This window comes from Acinetobacter kookii (assembly GCF_900096895.1).
GTDB classification, from domain to species: domain Bacteria; phylum Pseudomonadota; class Gammaproteobacteria; order Pseudomonadales; family Moraxellaceae; genus Acinetobacter; species Acinetobacter kookii.
Map to the genome: position 1 here is coordinate 23091 of NZ_FMYO01000010.1, position 19818 is coordinate 42908.

The following is a 19818-nucleotide window of genomic DNA, read 5'->3' on the forward strand; positions in this document are numbered from 1 at the left end:
GTACGCAACTGGCAGCAATCTACTCTTTTCGATCCCTTCACACCCTTGAGATATAGAATAACCAAAGAAATGCGGGATTAATTTCCTAAGATTTTGCATTTTTAATTATTTTTGGAATATTTTCCCGCTTTATTCAAATCTATAAAAAAATTTCCCAAATTGATGCAAAATACCGATTTTTATTGCGCCAAACTGACATGAACCGGAATATTTTCTCCATCTTCATGAACTGGAGTACTAAAACTTACCTTTCAGCTCCCTAGCCGCTATTTCTTCTTGGTCATTTCCGCCAGCAAATCCAGTTGAATTTCCTGAATTTTAGCCAGACGATCCCACTGATGCATTAAAAGATGATCGAGTTTTTCATGTAAATGCCGAATCTCCAGTTCAGCTTTCAAGTTGACCTGATAATCATTTTGCGAACGCAAGCGGTCTTTGGCTTCCTGCCGGTTTTGGCTCATCATGATTACGGGTGCCTGAATGGCGGCCAAACAGGAGAGCATTAAATTTAATAAAATAAAGGGATATGGATCTGCTGGATGTTTCACCATGACCACGGTATTGACCAAAATCCACAGCGCCAAGAAAATGGCAAAGCAGATCAAAAAGGTCCAGCTACCGCCGAAACTTGCAATTTTATCGGCCAGTTTTTCTCCAAAAGTCCAATTCTGATCGAGCTTGTTCTCTATATTTTTGCTGATCAGCTCATGCTGTTGCATACTGTTCAACACTTCATATTCCAGATCAGTGACTTCACCTTGTTCAGATTTTAATATGGACTGTACATACTGCATGCGGTATTTGGTTAAATCGACCTGGCAGATAAAGTCGCCAGGTGACCATTGTGGAAAATCCTTTGAAATTTCCTCGGTAATGACTTTTCGAATTGTTCCGATCGGGATAAGATTTTTTTTAGGAAAGCTTTTCTTGCAGACCATGCATGTTTGACATTCTGTTTTTCCGTTCATACCCCATACCTTCTGTTTTATCTCTATGCAATATGCCGTGATGATGATTTCCGAGTCTAATCAACGCTTATTGGTTTACATTTTGCCAGGGAAAGCTTGGTTTTAGATTAATTCAGTTCCATATTTTTAGATTAATTTTAAAGCAAGCATCCAGCAATTTTTAAGATGCATGTGCCAGACTCTAATGCCTATAGCCGTTAAACCGTTATTCCGTTTATGGATGAACAAACAAAAATTTAAAGCAAAGACCAGCTTAAAATTCCACTGCCATTTACCGGACATAGAGCTGTTTCACATGGTGATTGATATAGGCATTTAGACCATCGCCATACTGCGCCAGCTGTTTCATGTTTTCAATATGCTGATAGCCGGCACTGGCATAGCTATAGGTATAAATTTTTGAATTTTTCTTAAATTGAACACGAATAAACTCATTGCCAATTTCATAGTTGGCCACACCAGAGTCGTGGTTCAGATCAAGATAATGTTGCAATTGAGCCGCCCTAAACACAGTAAATATAGAGTTTAAGATGAGGGTGTATTGAGCATTTTTCAAACAACGCCCAATAATCAGTCCGTAGATGAATGGGGAGCGATTTTTATTCGTTATTTATTCCTATCTATTTATATTTATTCAAAAAACTGATTTATGATGGAAACATTTTAGTGTTTCGTAGCGAAATCAATCATCAACCCAATAAAAAAACTCTGCCAATCGGGCAGAGTTTTTCGGTTTCAGCTTTGAATTATTTTGTACAGCACTTGCTACAACCTTCCACTTTTTCTGTTGGCCAGTTCATTCTGGCGCGTTTATAGGCAAGTTCATAATTTGCAAAGTAGCCAATCAAAATCTGGTCATCCGATTTTGGCAGGTCTTCGCAGCCCAGTGTCGCATTGTGTATATAGTGTATGCCTTTAGCTGCAGGCTGTTCATCTACAATAAATTTGATCATTGATAGTTCCCCGAATAATTTTTATAAAGTTGAACCACAAACAAACCCATATAAAATTTATGGGTTTAATTCCATATTAAAATTATGCCTTTATTGAGTAAAAATCAATCACTAGTTTTAATGATCTACATCTTTTTTTCTTATTTTTTTTATTTTTATATAAAACAGCGGCTTATTTCTAAATTCTATTTGACTGGGCAAAATCAAGACAGAGCTTTCCGCAAGCTTATGACTCGGGTACGGCTAAGGAAAATAAATATTGTGAATAAAGAGCAGCTCAATCAAATGACCTCAACCTGATGCAAACCCCATACATTCATAGCACCGGACTATTGATATTGTCCTGTTTCTTACGGCGTACCCAGCGCACAACCCACACCATCAACAGCAATACAACAATCACCACCAGCACAGGTACAAGCAAGGACAGAACGGACAGTACAAATGCCCCAATCCATTCCCCTGTAGACACCACAGGGTTGGCGATTCCACCCGTTGTTGCAGTTGATACGCCACGAACAGCCACCGTACTTAATTGAACTGCACTTGCGGTACCGCCACCGACAATAATCGCGGCCGCCCAGCTGGCAAACTGCGACATTTCCCCACTGCTCACTGCCATGGTTGCCAAGGTTCCGGCGATCAGTGCTGCGGGTGTTGCCACCGTGTCCAGGGCATTGTCTACCCAAGGAATATAATAAGCAGCAATTTCACTCAGGGTTGCAATACCTAAAGCCATGCAGACAGATGGCAGTGCCAGCCATTCAAAGCCTTGCATTGGCTCAAACCAGCCCATGAGAGATGCAATACTCATCACCAATAGTGGCACAAAGACACGAAAACCGCAGGCAGCACTTAAGCCCACGCCTATGCATAAACCGAGTATTGTTTCCATGTGCATTTCCTTTTATGGCTTGAATTTATTGCGGCGCTTTAAAATGAAAGTAACAAAAAAGCCCTATGGATGAATAGGGCTTTTGTTCAAAACAGAGGATAACTGTTTTATAGGTGCTGCTTAGGCAATCGCAATTTTATTGTTAAATTGATTGCCAAGGCATTTGGTACACGGTGGTAGACGATCAGTACCAATTTCTAAGTAGGTGCGGTGTCCGCATTTGACACAAAAATAGAAGCCTGTTCCGGGTTTAGAGCCAGCAGTAACCATTTTTGTTCTCCATAGGTTTTAGAAATGGTGAACCTAGTATAACGTGGCTGTGATGATTGTCTATTGTCCATTTTTGTAAATGATGATGTCGTTTGGGCGAAGAATTTTTTAGCTCAAGACATCATTTATTAAAATTTCTGAACGACGAACTCTTGCTTTTCTATCGTTCGTTCCAGAATACATATATCGATAATATTCTCCATATATATTGCTTGGGTCATTTCTATTATTTAAAACTAACTTTTCAAAGTTTAGTAATTTTTCTTTAATTACGGATAAGTTATCAATTTTATTTTTTGAAAATTCAACAATTAACGTAAAGAAATTTGACTTTCTAAACCATATTGAATCTAAAGGTAATTGTAAATTATCTAATATAGAAAATGCGCGTAAAATTTCTGATTTTCTTAAATGAGAATTTATAAAGGACTCATTAAACTCTTCAACACACTTTTCAATTTCACTATCCCTAGCAAAATATCCTCCTCTTTCAAGTGTAGACAATACTGTTAGAAAAAAGTGAATATCAACCATACGTGTTATTTCTGAATCATGGAAAACTTCATATTTATTTAAATTAATTTCATTAGATAGGCTTTTAGCAGTTTGTATAAATTGTCCATCATAAATAGCATTATGAATTTCTATATCATCTAATTTAAATTTAGTAAGATTAATTCTCCTAAAAATTTCTTTGACTACTGCATCTTCTACCTGACCTATATCCCTTACAACAATTTGATATTCTAAAAATTTTCTTCTTTCTTCACTTTCCAAATCATCAAATTTTTTTATTAATTTCAAAGGTTTTTCAAAACTATCATTTATATAATTCATAATAGTAGTTAAACGTTGTTGACCATCAATAACCTTTTGTTTAGTTATTATTCTTTTTATATCTGTTTCCCCTTGGCATACATAAATTTCAGGAAATGGGTATCCTTGAAGAATTGTGTCAATGAATTGTTCTTGATGTTCTTGTGTCCAAACAAAACGTCTCTGAAATGAAGGAGCCAAGTCTAATCTCTTCTCTGATATTTTTTGGAATATATCGGCAATAGTAGGGTTGGTTACGGAAGGCTTAATTTGATTTGTCATTATTAAAACTCTGCAATTTAATTTGATTTCTAAGTTGGGTTAACCCACTGATGATATAACTTTCAAAATGCTGATAAGTTTTAAATACTCCAGCTGAAACTTTATAATTACCGACTTCTGAACGTCCGTAAGATAGACTATTAAAAAACTGAAACCACTGATCTTTTAATTCTTTCATTTGAAAAGAAATCGGAAGTTTATCCGGACGGATCCAACCAAGAGCCGTATATTCTAAAAAATCATGGTATTGTCTGACTTCAGACTGATGTGGAGTTTTTCTTGCGCCTCTGTAATCAAGTTGAAATTTATTTACTTTCCACATTATTTCTTCAAACAGTTTTTCTGAAATTATTGCTACATCAATATCTGAATCCAGATCAAATTCTTTATTTTTATAAGGACTAAATCCTAATTTAGCTGACCCTGTAATATATACTTCGTGAAAAGAAACTTTAAAATGATTGGCAATTTTCTTTCTAAATTCGTAGTACTCATGCTCTTTTCCATAAAAAATAAAAGGTGTTCCATGCAAAACTAACTTTCTACAAAAGTCACTTCGTTCGTCATTAGTCTCTGAATTTATAAGTTGTCGTTTAAACTCTTCACTATTCATTTCTATATCATAAATAAAACCCCACTCTAAAGTAGGGTCTTTTTCAAATAATATCAAATACTTTTAGAACAAAATTTAAGCTACATTCCCTTCCAGGAAGTCCTGTGCAAAGCGTTGCAATACACCGCCCGCTTCATAAACAGAAACTTCTTCTTCGGTATCCAGACGACAAGTTACAGGCACTTCAACAATCTGGTTTTTACCATCATCAGTTGCGCGCTCAATAACTAGAGTTAAGGTCGAACGTGGCGCAATATTACCCACTACGCTATACAGTTCCGTACCATCCAGCTTTAAAGTCTTGCGGTTCGTACCCGGTTTAAACTCAAGCGGCAACACGCCCATACCCACCAGGTTAGTACGGTGAATACGCTCAAAACCTTCGGCCACAATCGCTTCCACACCGGCAAGACGCACACCTTTGGCTGCCCAGTCACGGCTAGAACCCTGACCATAGTCCGCACCCGCAATAATGATCAGCGGCTGCTTACGGTTCATGTAGGTTTCTATCGCTTCCCACATACGCATCACTTCACCTTCCGGCTCGACACGCGCTTTTGAACCCTGCTTGATGGTACCGTCAGCACGCACCACCATTTCATTGAACAGTTTAGGATTCGCCAAAGTCGCACGCTGTGCAGTCAAGTGGTCACCACGGTGCGTTGCATAGGAGTTAAAGTCTTCCTCAGGTACGCCCATTTTGTGCAGATATTCACCCGCAGCCGAATCCATAATAATCGCATTCGATGGCGATAAATGGTCGGTAGTGATGTTATCCGGCAAAATCGCCAGCGGACGCATGTTGGTCAAGGTACGCGGTGCAGCCAAAGCCCCTTCCCAATATGGCGGACGGCGGATATAGGTACTTTGCGGACGCCAGTCATACAGTGGGCTTGCCGCTTTTTCACGCTCGCCCAAATCAAACATTGGAATGTAAACTTTCTTAAATTGCTCTGGTTTTACCGCAACTTTTACCAGCGCATCAATTTCTTCATCTGATGGCCAGATGTCCTTTAAATAGACTGGATTGCCGTCTTTATCGTTGCCAAGTGCATCTTTTTCGATGTCAAAACGGATGGTACCGGCAATCGCATAAGCAACAACTAAAGGTGGAGATGCCAGGAAAGCCTGTTTGGCATAAGGATGGATACGGCCATCGAAGTTACGGTTGCCTGAAAGTACCGCAGTGGCATACAGGTCACGGTCGATAATTTCTTGCTGAATTTTTGGATCTAACGCACCCGACATACCGTTACAGGTGGTACATGCATAAGCCACAATACCAAAGCCCAATTTTTCTAAATCGTGCAATACCCCTGCTTCTTCAAGGTATAAAGCAGCCGCTTTAGAACCTGGTGCAAATGATGATTTCACCCAAGGCTTACGGGTTAAGCCCAACTCGTTTGCCTTACGTGCCAATAAACCTGCAGCTACCGTGTTACGCGGGTTAGAGGTATTGGTACAAGAAGTAATCGCCGCGATAATCACCGCACCATCCGGCATTAAGCCTTCTGCTTCTTGCGCACGAGCGGCTTCTAAATTGCCTGCAATGCCTTTTTCTTTCAGGTCAGCCGTTGATACACGTGCATGCGGGTTTGACGGACCGGCAATGTTACGGGTTACGGTCGATAGGTCGAAACGGAGTACACGTGGATATTCCGCCTGTTTCATGTCTGAAGCCCAAAGACCAATTTCTTTGGCATATTGTTCAACCAATTTCACCTGATCTGCTTCACGACCGGTTAAAGTCAGATAATCAATGGTGTTCTGGTCAATATAGAACATCGCCGCAGTTGCGCCATATTCAGGCGTCATGTTGGAAATGGTGGCACGGTCGCCTACAGACATGCTGTCGGCACCTTCACCAAAGAATTCCAGGTATGCGCCCACGACACGTTCTTTACGCAGGAACTCCGTTAATGCCAATACGATATCGGTTGCGGTAATGCCGGGCTTGCGCTGACCTACCAGTTCCACACCAATAATGTCCGGCAGACGCATCCACGATGCACGGCCGAGCATCACGTTTTCTGCTTCCAGGCCACCTACGCCCACTGAAATCACACCCAAGGCATCGGTATGTGGCGTATGCGAGTCTGTACCGACACAGGTATCCGGGAATGCCACGCCGTCACGCTTTTGAATCACCGGAGACATTTTCTCCAGATTAATCTGGTGCATGATGCCGTTACCCGCAGGAATCACATCGACATTTTCAAATGCAGTTTTGGTCCATTCAATAAAGTGGAAACGGTCTTCATTACGACGGTCTTCCACTTCGCGGTTTTTACGGAACGCATCCGGGTCAAAACCTCCATATTCCACCGCTAAAGAGTGGTCAACGATCAGCTGGGTTGGAACGACCGGATTGACTTTAGACGGGTCACCGCCCTGGTCGGCAATCGCATCACGCAGGCCGGCAAGGTCCACCAGTGCGGTTTGCCCCAAAATGTCGTGACACACCACACGTGCCGGATACCAAGGAAAATCGTGGTCTTGCTTACGTTCAATCAGCTGACGTAAAGACTGTTCCAGAATGGCAGGCTCACAACGGCGTACCAGCTGCTCGGCAAGTACTTTTGAGGTATAGGGAAGTTTTGCATATGCGCCTGGCTGAATATCTTCTACGGCTTGGCGTACGTCATAATATTCGAGCTGGGTACCTTGCAGCGGTTTACGGTAGTTGTTGTTCATAGCTTACCTGCCTCTTGAATCACTTTTTCTTGACTACGTAATTGTTGTTGACGAGTTACAATCGGTTCAACGGCATAGTACACTGCCGAAAAGCCATTTCCCAAATCTTTTATATTTCATAAACTTAGATATAAAAATAGGTGTTTTAGAAATATATTGTTACACATTTTTTAAGATATTTGCTCTAATCGTGCTTTTTTTGGAAAAATAGCAGGAAATAGGCCTCATTCTTTAGTATTAGATATACCTAAGCGAATAAAAAACAAGCGTCCATTGTGCGATTTATGTTGATGTTAAACAGTCTGTCATCACTTAAAAAATTAAGTTTTTCTAAACTATTATCTATCAAACTTAAGCATTAAAAATTACATAAACTTTGATCATAAATACTTATATTTATTAGATATTTTTACAATTATTCTGTTTCAGCCATCCAGATTCCCCTATAATCAAACCTTTCTTAAGAATTTAATTATTGTTCAATAAAAAAAACCTCATTACAAAAAAACCAAAGAAGGTGAAATAAAATGTTGCAAATAGCCATTATTGGAATCATCACTGCGGGTTTGGCAGTTTTGATCTCCAGTTGGTATGGAGCTCAACATCCATCCAGCCCATCGCATCCAGCCCATCCACCACATCACTCTAACCCATCCCAGCCATCCAACCCGTCACACCCTTCTCACCCTTCTCACCCTAATCCCGAAGCATCTGATTCAGTGATTAGCAACCCGCCCTTATTACCCAAAAATGCCAAGGGCAAACACGAACTTGTTGTTACTTATAAACTCAATAAGCTCTATAACCCCAATACGAAAGTATGGAATCCCGTTCTCTTGCGAGGCTATTTAACCAACCCCAGCTTATTGAATAAAAAACAAGAGGGGCATTACGTTAATGATCTCTTGGTGGGACCACAAATTCGTATCAAACAAGGTGAAACTCTGAACCTGAACGTAAATAACCAGCTTCCAGTCGAATCGGAAGAAACCTGTCCTCATCATGTAGAGAATATCAACAACCCAAATTGCTTTAATACCACCAACATTCATACGCATGGGTTCTGGGTCACTCCTCAAGGCAACGGTGATAATGTCTTCGTAAGAATTGCCCCACAAGAAAAATTTGACTATCAGTATAAAATTGAAAAAAACCATCCTGCTGGAACCTTTTGGTATCACGCTCACGTGCACGGCTCAACAGCGATTCAAGTTTCCAGCGGTATGGCCGGCCCACTCATTGTTGAAGGTTCCAGAGTGCCAAAATATAAACAAGGCAAAATCACCGAAACTGGAGATATGGATATTCTGTGGAAAGATAAAGCCAAAAACAGCGATTCGAATGAAAAAGTCCTGTTATTTCAACAAATTCAATACAGATGCAATGCTTCAGACGGCACCCTTACCAATCCCGATAATTGTGTAGGGATAGGGATACTGGAAGATTATGTTAATTCCGGTCTGAATTCTCCGGCCACGTGGGGAGCGGATAAATATCACACCTCCATCAATGGCAAAGTTTTAGGCGAGATGAAAGTAGAGCAGAATGAATTTAATCGTTGGCGCATGATTCATGGCGGTGTTCGAGACACCATCGGTTTAATGATTAAAGAACTTCCTGAATCTAAAAACTATACTGCCGAACAAACCATTCAGGCCTGTTCATCTTATCAAGAAAAAAACCAGAAAGAGGCGTTTGATCGCCTGAAAAGTTTACAGGTCAACACCATTGCCCAAGATGGTTTGACCATGAATCATGTACAAACCCGAACACTTTCGGTATTCCATCCGGGTTATCGTCAAGATGCCATGGTCGCCTTCCCGACCAGCAATAAATACTGTATTTATGACACAGTGTTAAATGTGGATGACCAAATCAATTCAGCATTACCCGACCAAATCCAGCCCCAACTCGCACCGAATAACCCTTTAAACGCACAACTGATTGGATGGGTCAATGTCAAAGCCAGCAAGCAGTCAGCCCAAACAGCAGCCCAGTTCCTGCAAGCACAGGCGAAAAAAATTGGTTTAAACAAAGAGATTCAAGCTCAGCTCTCACAACTGAATCTTTCAGCATTTGCAGATCACGCCTCACTGATGACCCCGGAAATCGATCAAGAGGTTGCGGCAAGGCCAACTCAATTTAATTCATTTATTATCAGTGGTTTTGGCTCCCCTGGAGGCCCTAAATTTGGCTTCAGCCATGATATAAACAACCCAACCAGCTCTCTTAGTTTTGGAGATCTGTTTGAAGGTCCGGGCTCTATTAATGGCCATTATGTGCGTCAATTACAAGTTGGAGCAACAGATGAGTGGGAACTCAGAAGTATAGTAGGCGGCCATCCATTCCATATTCACATCAACCCGTTCCAAATTGTCAAAATTTTAGATCCTGATGGTGTTGATGTCAGTGTTGCCGATAATGAGGTCAAAGATGAAACAGGTGGCGTGGTTGATGCCCAGTACCGTGGTTTAAAAGGTGTATTCAAAGACACCATCTTTGTGAAACCGGGCGGCTATCGTATCATCCTTAGATCACACTATAAAAAGTTTGAAGGTGATTTTGTTCAGCACTGCCATATTCTGGATCATGAAGATCAGGGCATGATGGAATTTGTCCGCATCTGTGGTGACAAGTTTGACTGTAATACTCCACCACCAGTACATCACTGACCTGAAGTATCCTCTTTAATCTTGCGAGCCCATAGCAATATGGGCTTTTTGTTTGCCTATCTGTCTTGCTTGCTGCAAAATATCTGCATTAACAATTTGTGAAATTTACCCAGAGGCTGGTCATGGCAACGTCTACTGCTTTTACGCTATTCACTTTAAATGGTGTAGATGCGCAAAAATTCCTTCAAGGTCAGGTTACTTTAAATACTGAAGCTTTGGCAGAAAACCTGACTCGCTATACCGCGATCTGTAGTTTAAAAGGACGTATCCAGTTTGGCTTATGGCTGAAAAAAATCAATCCGGAAAGTTTTGAAATTGTGGTCACTGCCGATCAGGCCGAAGAATTTGCCAAACACATTAAAAAGTTTGGTGCTTTTTCGAAAATGAAACTGGAACAAGTCAGCCAAGTTTACCCTACCCTGAATGGCGCTAGTACTGACTTTTCCGCCAACGAAACCGATATCGCCGCTTGGCAGCTTCAAGCGATTGAAGCCGGTCAGGCCTGGATTGAAGCAACCACCGCTCAAGAATTCCAGCCGCAAGAACTGCGTTTGCATCAGCGTGAAGGCGTACATTACGACAAGGGCTGCTATTTGGGTCAGGAAATTATTGCGCGTCTCTGGTTCAAGGCAAAACCGAAACACTGGCTGCATTTGGTTCAAGGAACAGGTTATGCCCCTGCCGCTGCAACCCAACTGAATAATGATGTTGAAGTGGTCAATAGCATTGCTGTTGATGGCGGTTATAAGGCCCTGGTCGTGGCTAAACCGGAAGCATTGGCTGAATTAGGGCTACAAGTGTTAGATTTGCCTGAAGCCTTAAATGGCGATGTGGCGCGTCCACAATAAATTCTAAAGATTAAACTTCATAAAAAAGCCTCCAACAATGGAGGCTTTTGATTGATTAAAAACCATGAAACAGTTTGTTCATATCTTTGCAGACATATTCTTTAAATGAATAATCGCGCGCATGCTTGGCATCAAATTTTGCTTCAAGTTCACCTTTTTTAAAGATATAGACCCGGTCCTCTTTGCTGACCAAATATTCAGCACCCAGTTTCATCAGCAATGCGTCAATTTTTTCTTCTTCAGCAATCGTACTGTCAAGATTGACCCGATCATAGGCCCGTTTAATCGCTTTAATGAACATTCATCTACTCACACATTAATTCAGTCGCGATTTAAACAAAGATTGGCTTAAAAACAAAGTACCGTTTCGCCACGGCATATTTTCATCTGTTTTTATCTGTGCCTGGGCTTGAAAGTTTTCAATTTTTTAGACACAAGACAATTGATATACAAAGCATTCAAATCGCTTAAGCTGGGTTTAAGATTGTCCGCACAGAATTCCTCCAGTAATGATTATGTAAATATCGATGAAATCTTATTGCAATGCACACATCATGTATTTACATTCGCATAAATAAACTTATGATGTTGTATGAAGTGTTCCACATTCATTTTAAACACATAAATGGAATTATGTGCATGTTTATAAAAGGTTTTTAAAAATATGAAAAAAATTATACTTGCCGGCCTTATTGCTTTGTCTTCAAATTTCGCAATGGCTGAAATGGCAACCACTTCGGTTGATCCAGCCTTTGCCAAAATAGAAACCCTGGTCAAAGCCAACAATATGAAAGGTGCTTATCAGGAACTGGATAAATTAGCCAAAACAGGAAATGCCCAGGCACTTTATAATCTGGCCTACCTGACCCAAACCGGACAGGGAACTGCCAAAGATGAGAAAAAAGCCGTCAAGCTGTATCAGGAATCTGCAAACAAAGGCTATCCGGTAGCAAATTATGTATTGGGTAAAAACCACATCACCGGGACTTTAGGCCTTCCTCAGGACACTAAAAAAGCCAAACAGTATTTAGAAAAAGCGTCTAAGCAAGGCTTCGATGATGCCAGTGTCGATTTAGCCGTATTACTGTTTTCTGAAGGTACACCCGCATCAGATAAACTGGCTTTGCAAAAACTAGAGCCGCTGATCAAAAAAGGCAATTATCAGGCCATTCATGCCAAAGCCTTATATGACATCAGCCAAGGTTTTAAAAACAAAAACGAAGCCCCGATCAAGCAAGGCTTACAGAGCATTCAGGATCTGGCACAAAAAGGCTATATTCCCGCTTTAATGGCTGTGGGCAACATGTTTGCAAACGGTAAAATCGTTCCGCAAAATCTGCCTGAAGCGAAAAAGATTTTTGAGGCTTTAGCCAAAGAAAATGTTCCGCAAGCCAAAGAATCTTTAGCTGTGGTGGATAAAATGATTGCCGAACAGGCCAAAAATCCGCCTAAAGAGGCAAAGAAAAGCTAAGCACCAAGATGTTTTAAAAGCCCCGAAATCCGGGGTTTTTTTATACCGATTCTTTTGTTGTGATCCATGCTGAGCGTAAAAATTTTAAGCCCACCAGACAGTAATTAACACACTCACCACAATGAATCCTAAAATGGTGCTCATCAATAAAGGCGTTAAAGTTTTTTCATTTAAACCATAAGCCTGACCTAACATGGCAAAAATGGTCGGCATCGGCAAAGCGGCAATAATGGTTCCGGCATAGACCATCTCCTGACTCACATCGGTGAAATAACTCAACCCCAGAAACATCAGCAAAGGCATAATCAGGTTGCTGGAAATCACCAGATAAAAGCTTTGTACATTCACGTACTTCAGCGTCAGCCCCACAATTCCCCCACCAATCGAGAACAAGGCCAGAGGCGACGCGGTTTGTCCGATCATGGCCAAAACCTGATCCAGCTGCCGAGGAATTTCAATCTGGAAAATGGCACAGGCCATCCCCAGCATGACGCCCATAAATAAAGGATTTTTCAATAAAGTGACCACTGTACTCTGGAGAATCTGGGCAAAATTAGCCTGTTGCGAGCTTCCCAGTTCAGCCAGAATCAGCACTGCCGGAATAAGCAGCACACTTTCAATGATCACGACCAACGAGGTATAGGTCATCGCTTTTTGCCCCAGCAACAAGGACAATACCGCAGTACCAATGAGTCCGGTATTCGACATTGCCGCACCCAGCGACAGAACCGAAGACTGTGAACGGTTATTTTTAAAATAATGTGAAACAATAAAAAAAGCCGTCACATATAAAATAAAAGTCACGCCGCTATAGACAAAGAAGTATTGGGGATACCAGATTTCATGCAAATCTTTTGACGCAAGCGACTGTAAAAACAACGCAGGCAAAGCAATTTTAATGGCAAAAGCACCAACGCTATTGAGCTGTACCTTGCTTAAAAGTTGCCATTTTACCGAGAGATAACCGAAGGCCAATAAGAAAAAGATCGGCACGATGACCGAAAAGACCATATGGAATTTGTCCTTTCAATAAATAAAATTACCTGATCAGACCCTGATGGATCAGAGTCCGAGCATTAAAATGTTCAAGCGAAATATCGGGATGGAGTATTAAAAAGCACGAAACAATGCTTTTAACCCATGCGGCTGACAACGCAAATATTGCGGTGCAATTTGAATATTTTCACCCAATTCTGCTGCAGCATGCCATGGCCAGCGCGGGTCATATAGCATAGCACGTGCTAGAGCAATTGCGTCAGCTTGCTGATAATGCAAAATCCCTTCGGCCTGCATCGCTTCTGTAATCAAACCCACGGCAATCACCGGGATATTGACTGTTTTCTTGATGGCTTCAGCAAAGGGCACCTGATACCCTGGTTGTAGCTCAATTTTCTGTTGGGCATGCAAGCCACCACTCGACACATGAATATATACGGCGCCCAATTGCTCTAAAGCTTTGGACAGACCGATTGAAGATTCGATATCCCAACTGTCCTGCCCCTCCATCCAGTCCGTTGCAGAAATACGCACGCCTATAGGATAACCTTCAGGAACTGCATTCTTCATGGCCTGAAAAACTTCCAGCGTTAAGCGAATACGGTTCTCGAAACTGCCGCCATATTCGTCCTGACGCTGATTCGATAACGGCGACATAAATTGATGCAGCAAATAGCCATGGGCTGCATGCACTTCAATCAGGTCAAACCCGGCATCTACCGCACGCTTGGCCGCATTAGCAAAGTCTTGAATCACTTGCCGGATTTCATCTTTACTCAGCGCATGTGGCGGGTGATCAGTCGGATTAAACGGCAAATCACTGGCAGAAACTGTTTGCCAGCCATGAGTCTCTTCCGGCTTAAATTGGCCTTTTCCATTCCAGGGTTTATCGGTAGAAGATTTACGCCCTGCGTGTGCCAGTTGTACTGCAAAAGGCATAGGCGAAAGTGTCTTTATTTTTGTCAGCAATGCCTTAATCTGATCACGCTGGGTATCATTCCACAGCCCCAAATCGGCATAACTGATCCGCCCTTCATCTTGCACTGCTGTTGCTTCAACAATACATAAACCTGCACCAGACAAGGCATAATTGGCCCATTGCTGTTCATGCCAATAAGTCACTTCGCCCTGTTCTGTTGCCGAATACTGGCACATTGGAGCAATCACAATTTTATTGCTCAGTTTTAATGAACCAAACTGAATCGGTTGAAATAATAACGCCACGTTTGGCCCCCTCTGTTAGAATACTTTGCTCACACTTAATCCCGCACTCCAGTTCAAACCATCTGCGGGTTCAAAGAAGCGCCCATTGCCATCATTGACAATCACTGAACCGACATAGTCCTCATCCAGAATATTATCAACTCTAGCAAAAGTCCGGACTTTCCAGTCGGCCTGTTTCCAGACATATCCTGCATTGGCCGAAACCAAGCTATAGCCTGATGCGGCATCGCTATTTGCATCATCTACATAGATTTTGTCCATATAACGGACATCAATACCCGCATTAAAGCCGGTTTCCGGCTGCCAGCCCAAAGAGGCAAAAGCCTGATTTCTGGCAATGCCGGGAATCTTGTTGCCTTTCTGCACCGTACTGTCCGGAATCGCTGCGTCAAATGTAGCATCAATATAGCTGTAGCTGGCTTGGGCAGTTAAATCACGCCATAGATTTTTGTTCCAGGACAGCTCTATCCCTTCACGTCGCGTTTTATCCGCATTCTTATAGGTCGCACGGCCATCTATTGTCCCCGCAGAGACAATATCGTCTCGGGTTTTGCTTTGGAAAACTGCAGCCGTGAAAGCCCCCCATGCATTTTGCGCTTTTACACCCAGCTCATAATTATCGCTGCTGGCAGGGCGTAAATTAAAGTTTATGCCCTCATTTGCGGAATAGGCCATTTCGGTAAAGGTCGGTGTTTCAAAACCTTTGGCATAGCTGGCATAGGCATTCAGCTGATCCTTGATTTTCCAGCTTAAAGCCGCCGAAGGCAGCACTTTGTCATAGTCGGTCTTGCCGCTGTCATCGCCATTGCCTGTGACAATATAGTGATCGTTGGACTCGTAATGCACATTGCTATAACGCAGCCCTGCATCCAAAGTCCAGCTTGGCATGAAATCCCAGGAGGCCTGCAAATAAGGATCCAGATTCCAGAGGATATTCTGCTCATCCCGGCGTAGATTACCTTTTACGCCAAACTGCCCATTGGCATTAAAGTTTTCATATCCCTGACGGTCTTCATCCATATAGTCAAAGGCCAGTCCCGCGGTCAACCGTGTATTGGGCAGCAAATCTTTACCCGTCCAGCGCAAGTCCGTACCGTAATAATCACGGCTGAAATCAATTACCCCACCGGCATGACGCGGGTTATTTTGCGGTGCCCGAGGAATCGACTGGTATTGTATGACTTCACGATGTCCCAGATAAGCCATGGCATACAGTTCATGCTGATCGCTGACTGGTTTTGACCAGGTCAGACCGGTCTGGGTCTGATTGATTTCTTTACGCACATCGTATTGGTTGGAAGCATCATTGACCTGTTTGGGATTATTTTTCCACTGGTTTCGATTCAAGCCCTGCGGATCATCCGCATTAATATCGACATGGTTCACAATCCAGTTCAGCCTGGAACCGTCATCCAGGTTCCAGGTCAGTTTGGCATTGCTGAGTACTTTTCTGGCCGCGCTATGCTCACGATAACCATCGGTATCAAAATAGGATGAACTGACCACATAGCTCGGCTCACCGGCTTGATCTGCACCACCTTGCAACACCACATCGGCACGGCTTTTATGCTGACTGCCCCCTGAATAACCCAGTTCAATGGAATCTTGGCCTTCGCCCTGTTTGGTCGTGGTCAAAATTGTGCCGCCAGAAGAATTGCCATACAGTGCAGAAAATGGCCCACCCAACACTTCAATATGATCCAGGCTGATTAAATCGATATTTGAGGTCTGGCCCTGCCCATCCGGCATGCTTGCAGGAATACCGTCAACATATAAACGGATACCACGCACCCCAAAAGTTGAACGTGCACCAAAGCCACGCATGGAAATCTGTAAATCCTGGGCGTAATTTTCACGGTTATTCAACTGTAGCCCTGGCACACCTTGTAAGGTTTCAGAAAGATTGACCCCCAGATGATTAGCCTTGCTATCTTGTTCGATTCGATATACAGAAGCCGGTGTTTGCAGCCATTCAGTATCCGTACGTGTCGCTTCTATTTTTAGGATAGGAAGCAAAACAGGTTCCGCAGAACCTGTTTGTGCATATAGATTTTGGCAGATGCATGCTGTTAAGCAAAGCAAACTCGTGTGGAAGGACATCATCAGATTGTTACTTTGCATGGGCCTGTACCTGCCTTCTTCTCAGTTAGAACGCGATTCTTGATCCTCAGCCTAACACGAATACATTATTCACATTGTAGGTTAATCCTGGATGGATCACATCTTGCAAGTTTGGACGAATCATCAGCCATTGGGTAGGATTAGGACTGTCATTCAATTCCACATTATATTCCGCACTGGCATTAAATACAGGGCTTGTTACACGTCGTTGACATGTACACGGTTAATGGCCACACCTGAAATGGCATTGGGATGGAAACGAAACCAGCCGCTATATTTTAAACCGCAAGCCATTGTGAAACCGGCACCTTCATTCACAGCGTGCCTCGCCATTTGTCCATGTGTGTCGCCTACAGTGCAGTGTTTCAAACCGGTTCAGGACCTCGGGTACGGGAAACAAAAAATCTTATCCTGAACATTTTTGGCTGATGAAATAAATCTCTGATGTCGACATTTTTAAGGTGCATCAAAATAAAATAATCGGCCATTTTTCTGGTTTTCCTTTCGCATTTTTACTTGCAATCAAGCTGAAATCGCCCAATATTAGCCATATTCTCCTGTCTCTGATCTGCCATGCCCGAATTACCTGAAGTTGAAACCACCAAAACCAGTCTTTTGCCACTGTTGGAGCAAACCGTCTTAAAGGTAGAAGTCCGTCAACCGAGCTTACGTTGGCCTATTCCTGAAAATATACAGAAATTGGTGGGACAAAAATTAGTTCAGCTGACCCGCCGTTCCAAATATATTCTGGCTGAATTTGAACAGGACAGCATGCTTTGGCATTTGGGCATGTCGGGCAGCTTCAGATTGTGTGCAACAACAGATGAACTGCGTAAACACGATCATCTGATCATTCAATTTGAAGATATTGAACTGCGTTATCATGATCCTCGCCGTTTTGGCTGTATTTTATGGTTAAATGCTGCGACTCAAAGCAAACTGATTGACACTTTAGGTCCTGAACCTTTGAGCGATGATTTCAATGCAAACTACCTGGCTGAGAAACTCAAAAACAAACAGGTTGGCACTAAAGTTGCAATTATGGATAACCATGTTGTGGTTGGTGTGGGCAATATCTACGCGACAGAAAGTTTGTTTAATTTAGGCATTCACCCGGCACAACCTGCAAAAAATTTAAGCTTTGCACAGATTGAAAAACTTGTGATTGAAATTAAACGTATTTTGCAGCAAGCCATAGATTTAGGGGGTTCTACCTTGCGTGACTATACCAATGCCATGGGTGAAAATGGTTATTTTCAGCAAACCCTGCTTGCTTATGGTCGTGCCGGTGAAATGTGTGTGAACTGCGAAACCACGCTTGAAAATATAAAACTTGGACAACGTGCCTCTGTGTTCTGTCCTGAGTGCCAACCTTTAAAAAAAGCCAAAGTGACACCTCAACGTGTTGCCAAGTCGCGAGGGAAAACTTCATGAAAACTGCGATTGTTCGTCACATCCTTGTCAAAGATAAAGATACCTGTGAACAACTCAAAAAGCGTATTCAATCCGGTGCTGACTTTGCAAAAATTGCGAAGCAATATTCCACCTGCCCTTCGGGCAAAAAAGGAGGTGAGCTAGGTGAAGTCAAGAAAGGACAACTGGTACCAGTCATTGATAAACTGGTCTTTACTGCAGCTGAACGTGTTTTACACGGCCCTGTCAAAAGTCAGTTTGGTTTTCACCTGGTTGAAGTTAAGTTTCGCATGGACTAAACATCTGTTTTAAATCACTTAAGAATTCAGTCCATGTATGGGGCTGAATTTCTGTATCTTGCTGCTGGGCAGGACTGATCCAGTAGGTGTGCAACCCTAACTGTTGTGCTGCTTGTATATCCACTTCATTGTCATCTCCATCCATTAAGCATTGCTGTGGATGAAGCTTAAAAGCCTGACAAACGTTTAAAAATGCCTGGGGATGGGGTTTGGCAACACCCTGCTCATCACTTATAAAATAATGTGTACACCAACGCTCTAAATGAAGATGACGGATTTTTTGCAATTGACCTTATGCAGGTCCATTGGTCAGTACTGCCATCTGCAAGCCTAAAGCCTGGCATAGGTTTAATGCCTCTTCTGCACCCTCACAAAAATGATGATGTTGTAAAGCATGCTGCATGAAGCTTTGGTTTAATGTTGTCGCCCAAATCCACATCATCAATACCACATTGCTGTAAGGGCTTGAGATAACGATATAGACGATATTCGCTTACCGTTAAATCCTGCTGCATATAGGCGTCCCACAAAGTGTCATGCAATACCTCATAGGCCTGCCAAAAGACATCTACAGACAGGTGCTGAACAATCTTTTCATTCAACTGCTGTCTGGCAAAGCGCTGTGTCCGATCCCAGTCCAACAAGGTATGATCAAGATCAAAAATCACCAATTTCAGCATGGGTTGGTCCATAAAACAGAAGGTCGAACATCACAAAGGGTAGACACTAGATTTAAAATCTAAATTTAAAATCCAAGCCAACAGTTATGAGTAAAAATAAAAAACGGCACAGAGAGTGCCGTTTTTTTCTTTTTCAGCCATTAAAGTTGCGGGCGTTTTTTCAACTCATCACGAATTTCACGCAGCAATTCAATGTCGGCCGGGGTAGTCGGTGTTTCCTCTACCGGGCCTTCCTGTTTACGCAAACGGTTCATAAGTTTAACCAGCAAGAAAACCACCCAGGCAAGAATCAGGAAGTTTATGAAGATAGTTAAAAAATTACCATAGGTTAAGACATTCACACCCGCTTTTTGCAATTCAGCTAAAGATTGCAAATTATTCGGGTTACTGCCGAGCACAAAGAATTTCTGGGTGAAATCGACACCACCGCCCGTAATAACCGTGATTAAAGGCATAATAATGTCTTTAACCAAAGAATCAATGATTTTACCAAACGCACCACCAATGATGACACCAATCGCTAAATCCATCATATTGCCTTTAATGGCAAATTCTTTAAATTCTTGGATAATACTCATAACTTTCTCCAGCTTTTCTTGATGC

At 42.3% G+C, this 19818-nt stretch carries 22 protein-coding genes; 5 read left to right on the forward strand and 17 right to left on the reverse strand.

The genetic code is table 11. From position 1 onward, the window contains the following. Positions 1-266 precede the first annotated feature (266 nt). The 8 genes from BLP85_RS12355 to acnD form a co-directional block, all read right to left on the reverse strand. Positions 267-968: a DUF1003 domain-containing protein gene (locus BLP85_RS12355; RefSeq protein WP_092820378.1), complete on the reverse strand. Its 702-nt coding sequence runs from the start codon at positions 966-968 to the stop codon at positions 267-269. 271 nt (positions 969-1239) lie between these two features. Then, on the reverse strand, positions 1240-1461 hold the full coding sequence (locus BLP85_RS12360) for a hypothetical protein (RefSeq protein ID WP_086198842.1): 222 nt from the start codon (positions 1459-1461) through the stop codon (positions 1240-1242). 253 nt (positions 1462-1714) lie between these two features. After that, on the reverse strand, positions 1715-1921 hold the full coding sequence (locus BLP85_RS12365; protein ID WP_092820379.1) for a hypothetical protein: 207 nt from the start codon (positions 1919-1921) through the stop codon (positions 1715-1717). 316 nt (positions 1922-2237) lie between these two features. Next, positions 2238-2816 carry a DUF4126 domain-containing protein gene (locus tag BLP85_RS12370; protein WP_092820380.1) on the reverse strand — a complete coding sequence of 193 codons (579 nt, stop codon included), beginning with the start codon at positions 2814-2816 and terminating at the stop codon, positions 2238-2240. Between the two features lie 120 nt (positions 2817-2936). After that, positions 2937-3086, reverse strand: coding sequence for a zinc ribbon-containing protein (locus BLP85_RS12375; protein ID WP_086198845.1), 150 nt, complete (start codon positions 3084-3086; stop codon positions 2937-2939). Between the two features lie 108 nt (positions 3087-3194). Continuing rightward, a complete protein-coding gene (locus BLP85_RS12380; RefSeq protein WP_092820381.1) occupies positions 3195-4184 on the reverse strand; it encodes a DUF262 domain-containing protein in 990 nt (329 codons plus the stop codon). Next, positions 4168-4797 carry a hypothetical protein gene (locus tag BLP85_RS12385; RefSeq protein ID WP_092820436.1) on the reverse strand — a complete coding sequence of 210 codons (630 nt, stop codon included), beginning with the start codon at positions 4795-4797 and terminating at the stop codon, positions 4168-4170. The genes BLP85_RS12380 and BLP85_RS12385 overlap by 17 nt, the downstream gene beginning before the upstream one ends. A gap of 75 nt (positions 4798-4872) precedes the next feature. Then, positions 4873-7491 carry a Fe/S-dependent 2-methylisocitrate dehydratase AcnD gene (gene acnD, locus BLP85_RS12390; protein ID WP_092820382.1) on the reverse strand — a complete coding sequence of 873 codons (2619 nt, stop codon included), beginning with the start codon at positions 7489-7491 and terminating at the stop codon, positions 4873-4875. Positions 7492-8018: 527 nt separating this feature from the next. Here acnD and BLP85_RS12395 point away from each other — a divergent pair. Together BLP85_RS12395 and ygfZ are read left to right on the forward strand one after the other, a co-directional pair. Then, a complete protein-coding gene (locus BLP85_RS12395; RefSeq protein ID WP_092820383.1) occupies positions 8019-10163 on the forward strand; it encodes a multicopper oxidase family protein in 2145 nt (714 codons plus the stop codon). Positions 10164-10285: 122 nt separating this feature from the next. Beyond that, positions 10286-11011, forward strand: coding sequence for a CAF17-like 4Fe-4S cluster assembly/insertion protein YgfZ (gene ygfZ / locus BLP85_RS12400; RefSeq protein WP_092820384.1), 726 nt, complete (start codon positions 10286-10288; stop codon positions 11009-11011). A gap of 55 nt (positions 11012-11066) precedes the next feature. Here the strand turns inward: ygfZ and BLP85_RS12405 are convergent, their stop codons facing one another. Then, positions 11067-11312 carry a hypothetical protein gene (locus BLP85_RS12405; RefSeq protein ID WP_092820385.1) on the reverse strand — a complete coding sequence of 82 codons (246 nt, stop codon included), beginning with the start codon at positions 11310-11312 and terminating at the stop codon, positions 11067-11069. A gap of 363 nt (positions 11313-11675) precedes the next feature. On the opposite strand from BLP85_RS12405, the gene BLP85_RS12410 reads away from it, so the two are divergent. After that, positions 11676-12482: a tetratricopeptide repeat protein gene (locus tag BLP85_RS12410; protein ID WP_092820386.1), complete on the forward strand. Its 807-nt coding sequence runs from the start codon at positions 11676-11678 to the stop codon at positions 12480-12482. Between the two features lie 84 nt (positions 12483-12566). On the opposite strand, the gene BLP85_RS12415 is transcribed toward BLP85_RS12410, so the two are convergent. From BLP85_RS12415 to BLP85_RS15135, 5 genes are all read right to left on the reverse strand, one after another. Further along, positions 12567-13493, reverse strand: coding sequence for an AEC family transporter (locus BLP85_RS12415; RefSeq protein ID WP_092820387.1), 927 nt, complete (start codon positions 13491-13493; stop codon positions 12567-12569). Positions 13494-13592: 99 nt separating this feature from the next. Continuing rightward, the gene (locus BLP85_RS12420) at positions 13593-14702 is read right to left on the reverse strand and encodes an NADH:flavin oxidoreductase/NADH oxidase (RefSeq protein WP_092820388.1); all 1110 of its coding nucleotides are present in this window, start codon (positions 14700-14702) and stop codon (positions 13593-13595) included. Positions 14703-14717: 15 nt separating this feature from the next. Continuing rightward, a complete protein-coding gene (locus BLP85_RS12425) occupies positions 14718-16823 on the reverse strand; it encodes a TonB-dependent receptor (protein WP_092820389.1) in 2106 nt (701 codons plus the stop codon). A 46-nt stretch (positions 16824-16869) separates the two neighbouring features. Further along, entirely contained in the window at positions 16870-16986 is a 117-nt protein-coding gene (locus tag BLP85_RS15090; RefSeq protein ID WP_228143302.1) for a carbohydrate porin, read from the reverse strand. Positions 16987-17021: 35 nt separating this feature from the next. Next, complete coding sequence (locus tag BLP85_RS15135) at positions 17022-17156, reverse strand: hypothetical protein (protein WP_265733821.1); 135 nt, start codon at positions 17154-17156, stop codon at positions 17022-17024. A 240-nt stretch (positions 17157-17396) separates the two neighbouring features. On the opposite strand from BLP85_RS15135, the gene mutM reads away from it, so the two are divergent. After that, on the forward strand, positions 17397-18257 hold the full coding sequence (mutM, locus tag BLP85_RS12430; RefSeq protein WP_092820390.1) for a bifunctional DNA-formamidopyrimidine glycosylase/DNA-(apurinic or apyrimidinic site) lyase: 861 nt from the start codon (positions 17397-17399) through the stop codon (positions 18255-18257). Beyond that, positions 18254-18535, forward strand: a complete 282-nt coding sequence (locus BLP85_RS12435; protein ID WP_092820391.1) for a peptidylprolyl isomerase — start codon at positions 18254-18256, stop codon at positions 18533-18535. Before mutM ends, BLP85_RS12435 begins: the two co-directional genes overlap by 4 nt. Here the strand turns inward: BLP85_RS12435 and BLP85_RS12440 are convergent. From BLP85_RS12440 to mscL, 3 genes are all read right to left on the reverse strand, one after another. Next, positions 18516-18821, reverse strand: coding sequence for an HAD family hydrolase (locus tag BLP85_RS12440; protein ID WP_092820392.1), 306 nt, complete (start codon positions 18819-18821; stop codon positions 18516-18518). The two genes, BLP85_RS12435 and BLP85_RS12440, sit on opposite strands and share 20 nt — an antisense overlap. A gap of 82 nt (positions 18822-18903) precedes the next feature. Continuing rightward, on the reverse strand, positions 18904-19215 hold the full coding sequence (locus BLP85_RS12445; RefSeq protein ID WP_092820393.1) for an HAD family hydrolase: 312 nt from the start codon (positions 19213-19215) through the stop codon (positions 18904-18906). A gap of 140 nt (positions 19216-19355) precedes the next feature. Then, complete coding sequence (gene mscL, locus BLP85_RS12450) at positions 19356-19793, reverse strand: large conductance mechanosensitive channel protein MscL (RefSeq protein ID WP_092820394.1); 438 nt, start codon at positions 19791-19793, stop codon at positions 19356-19358. Positions 19794-19818: the final 25 nt, after the last annotated feature.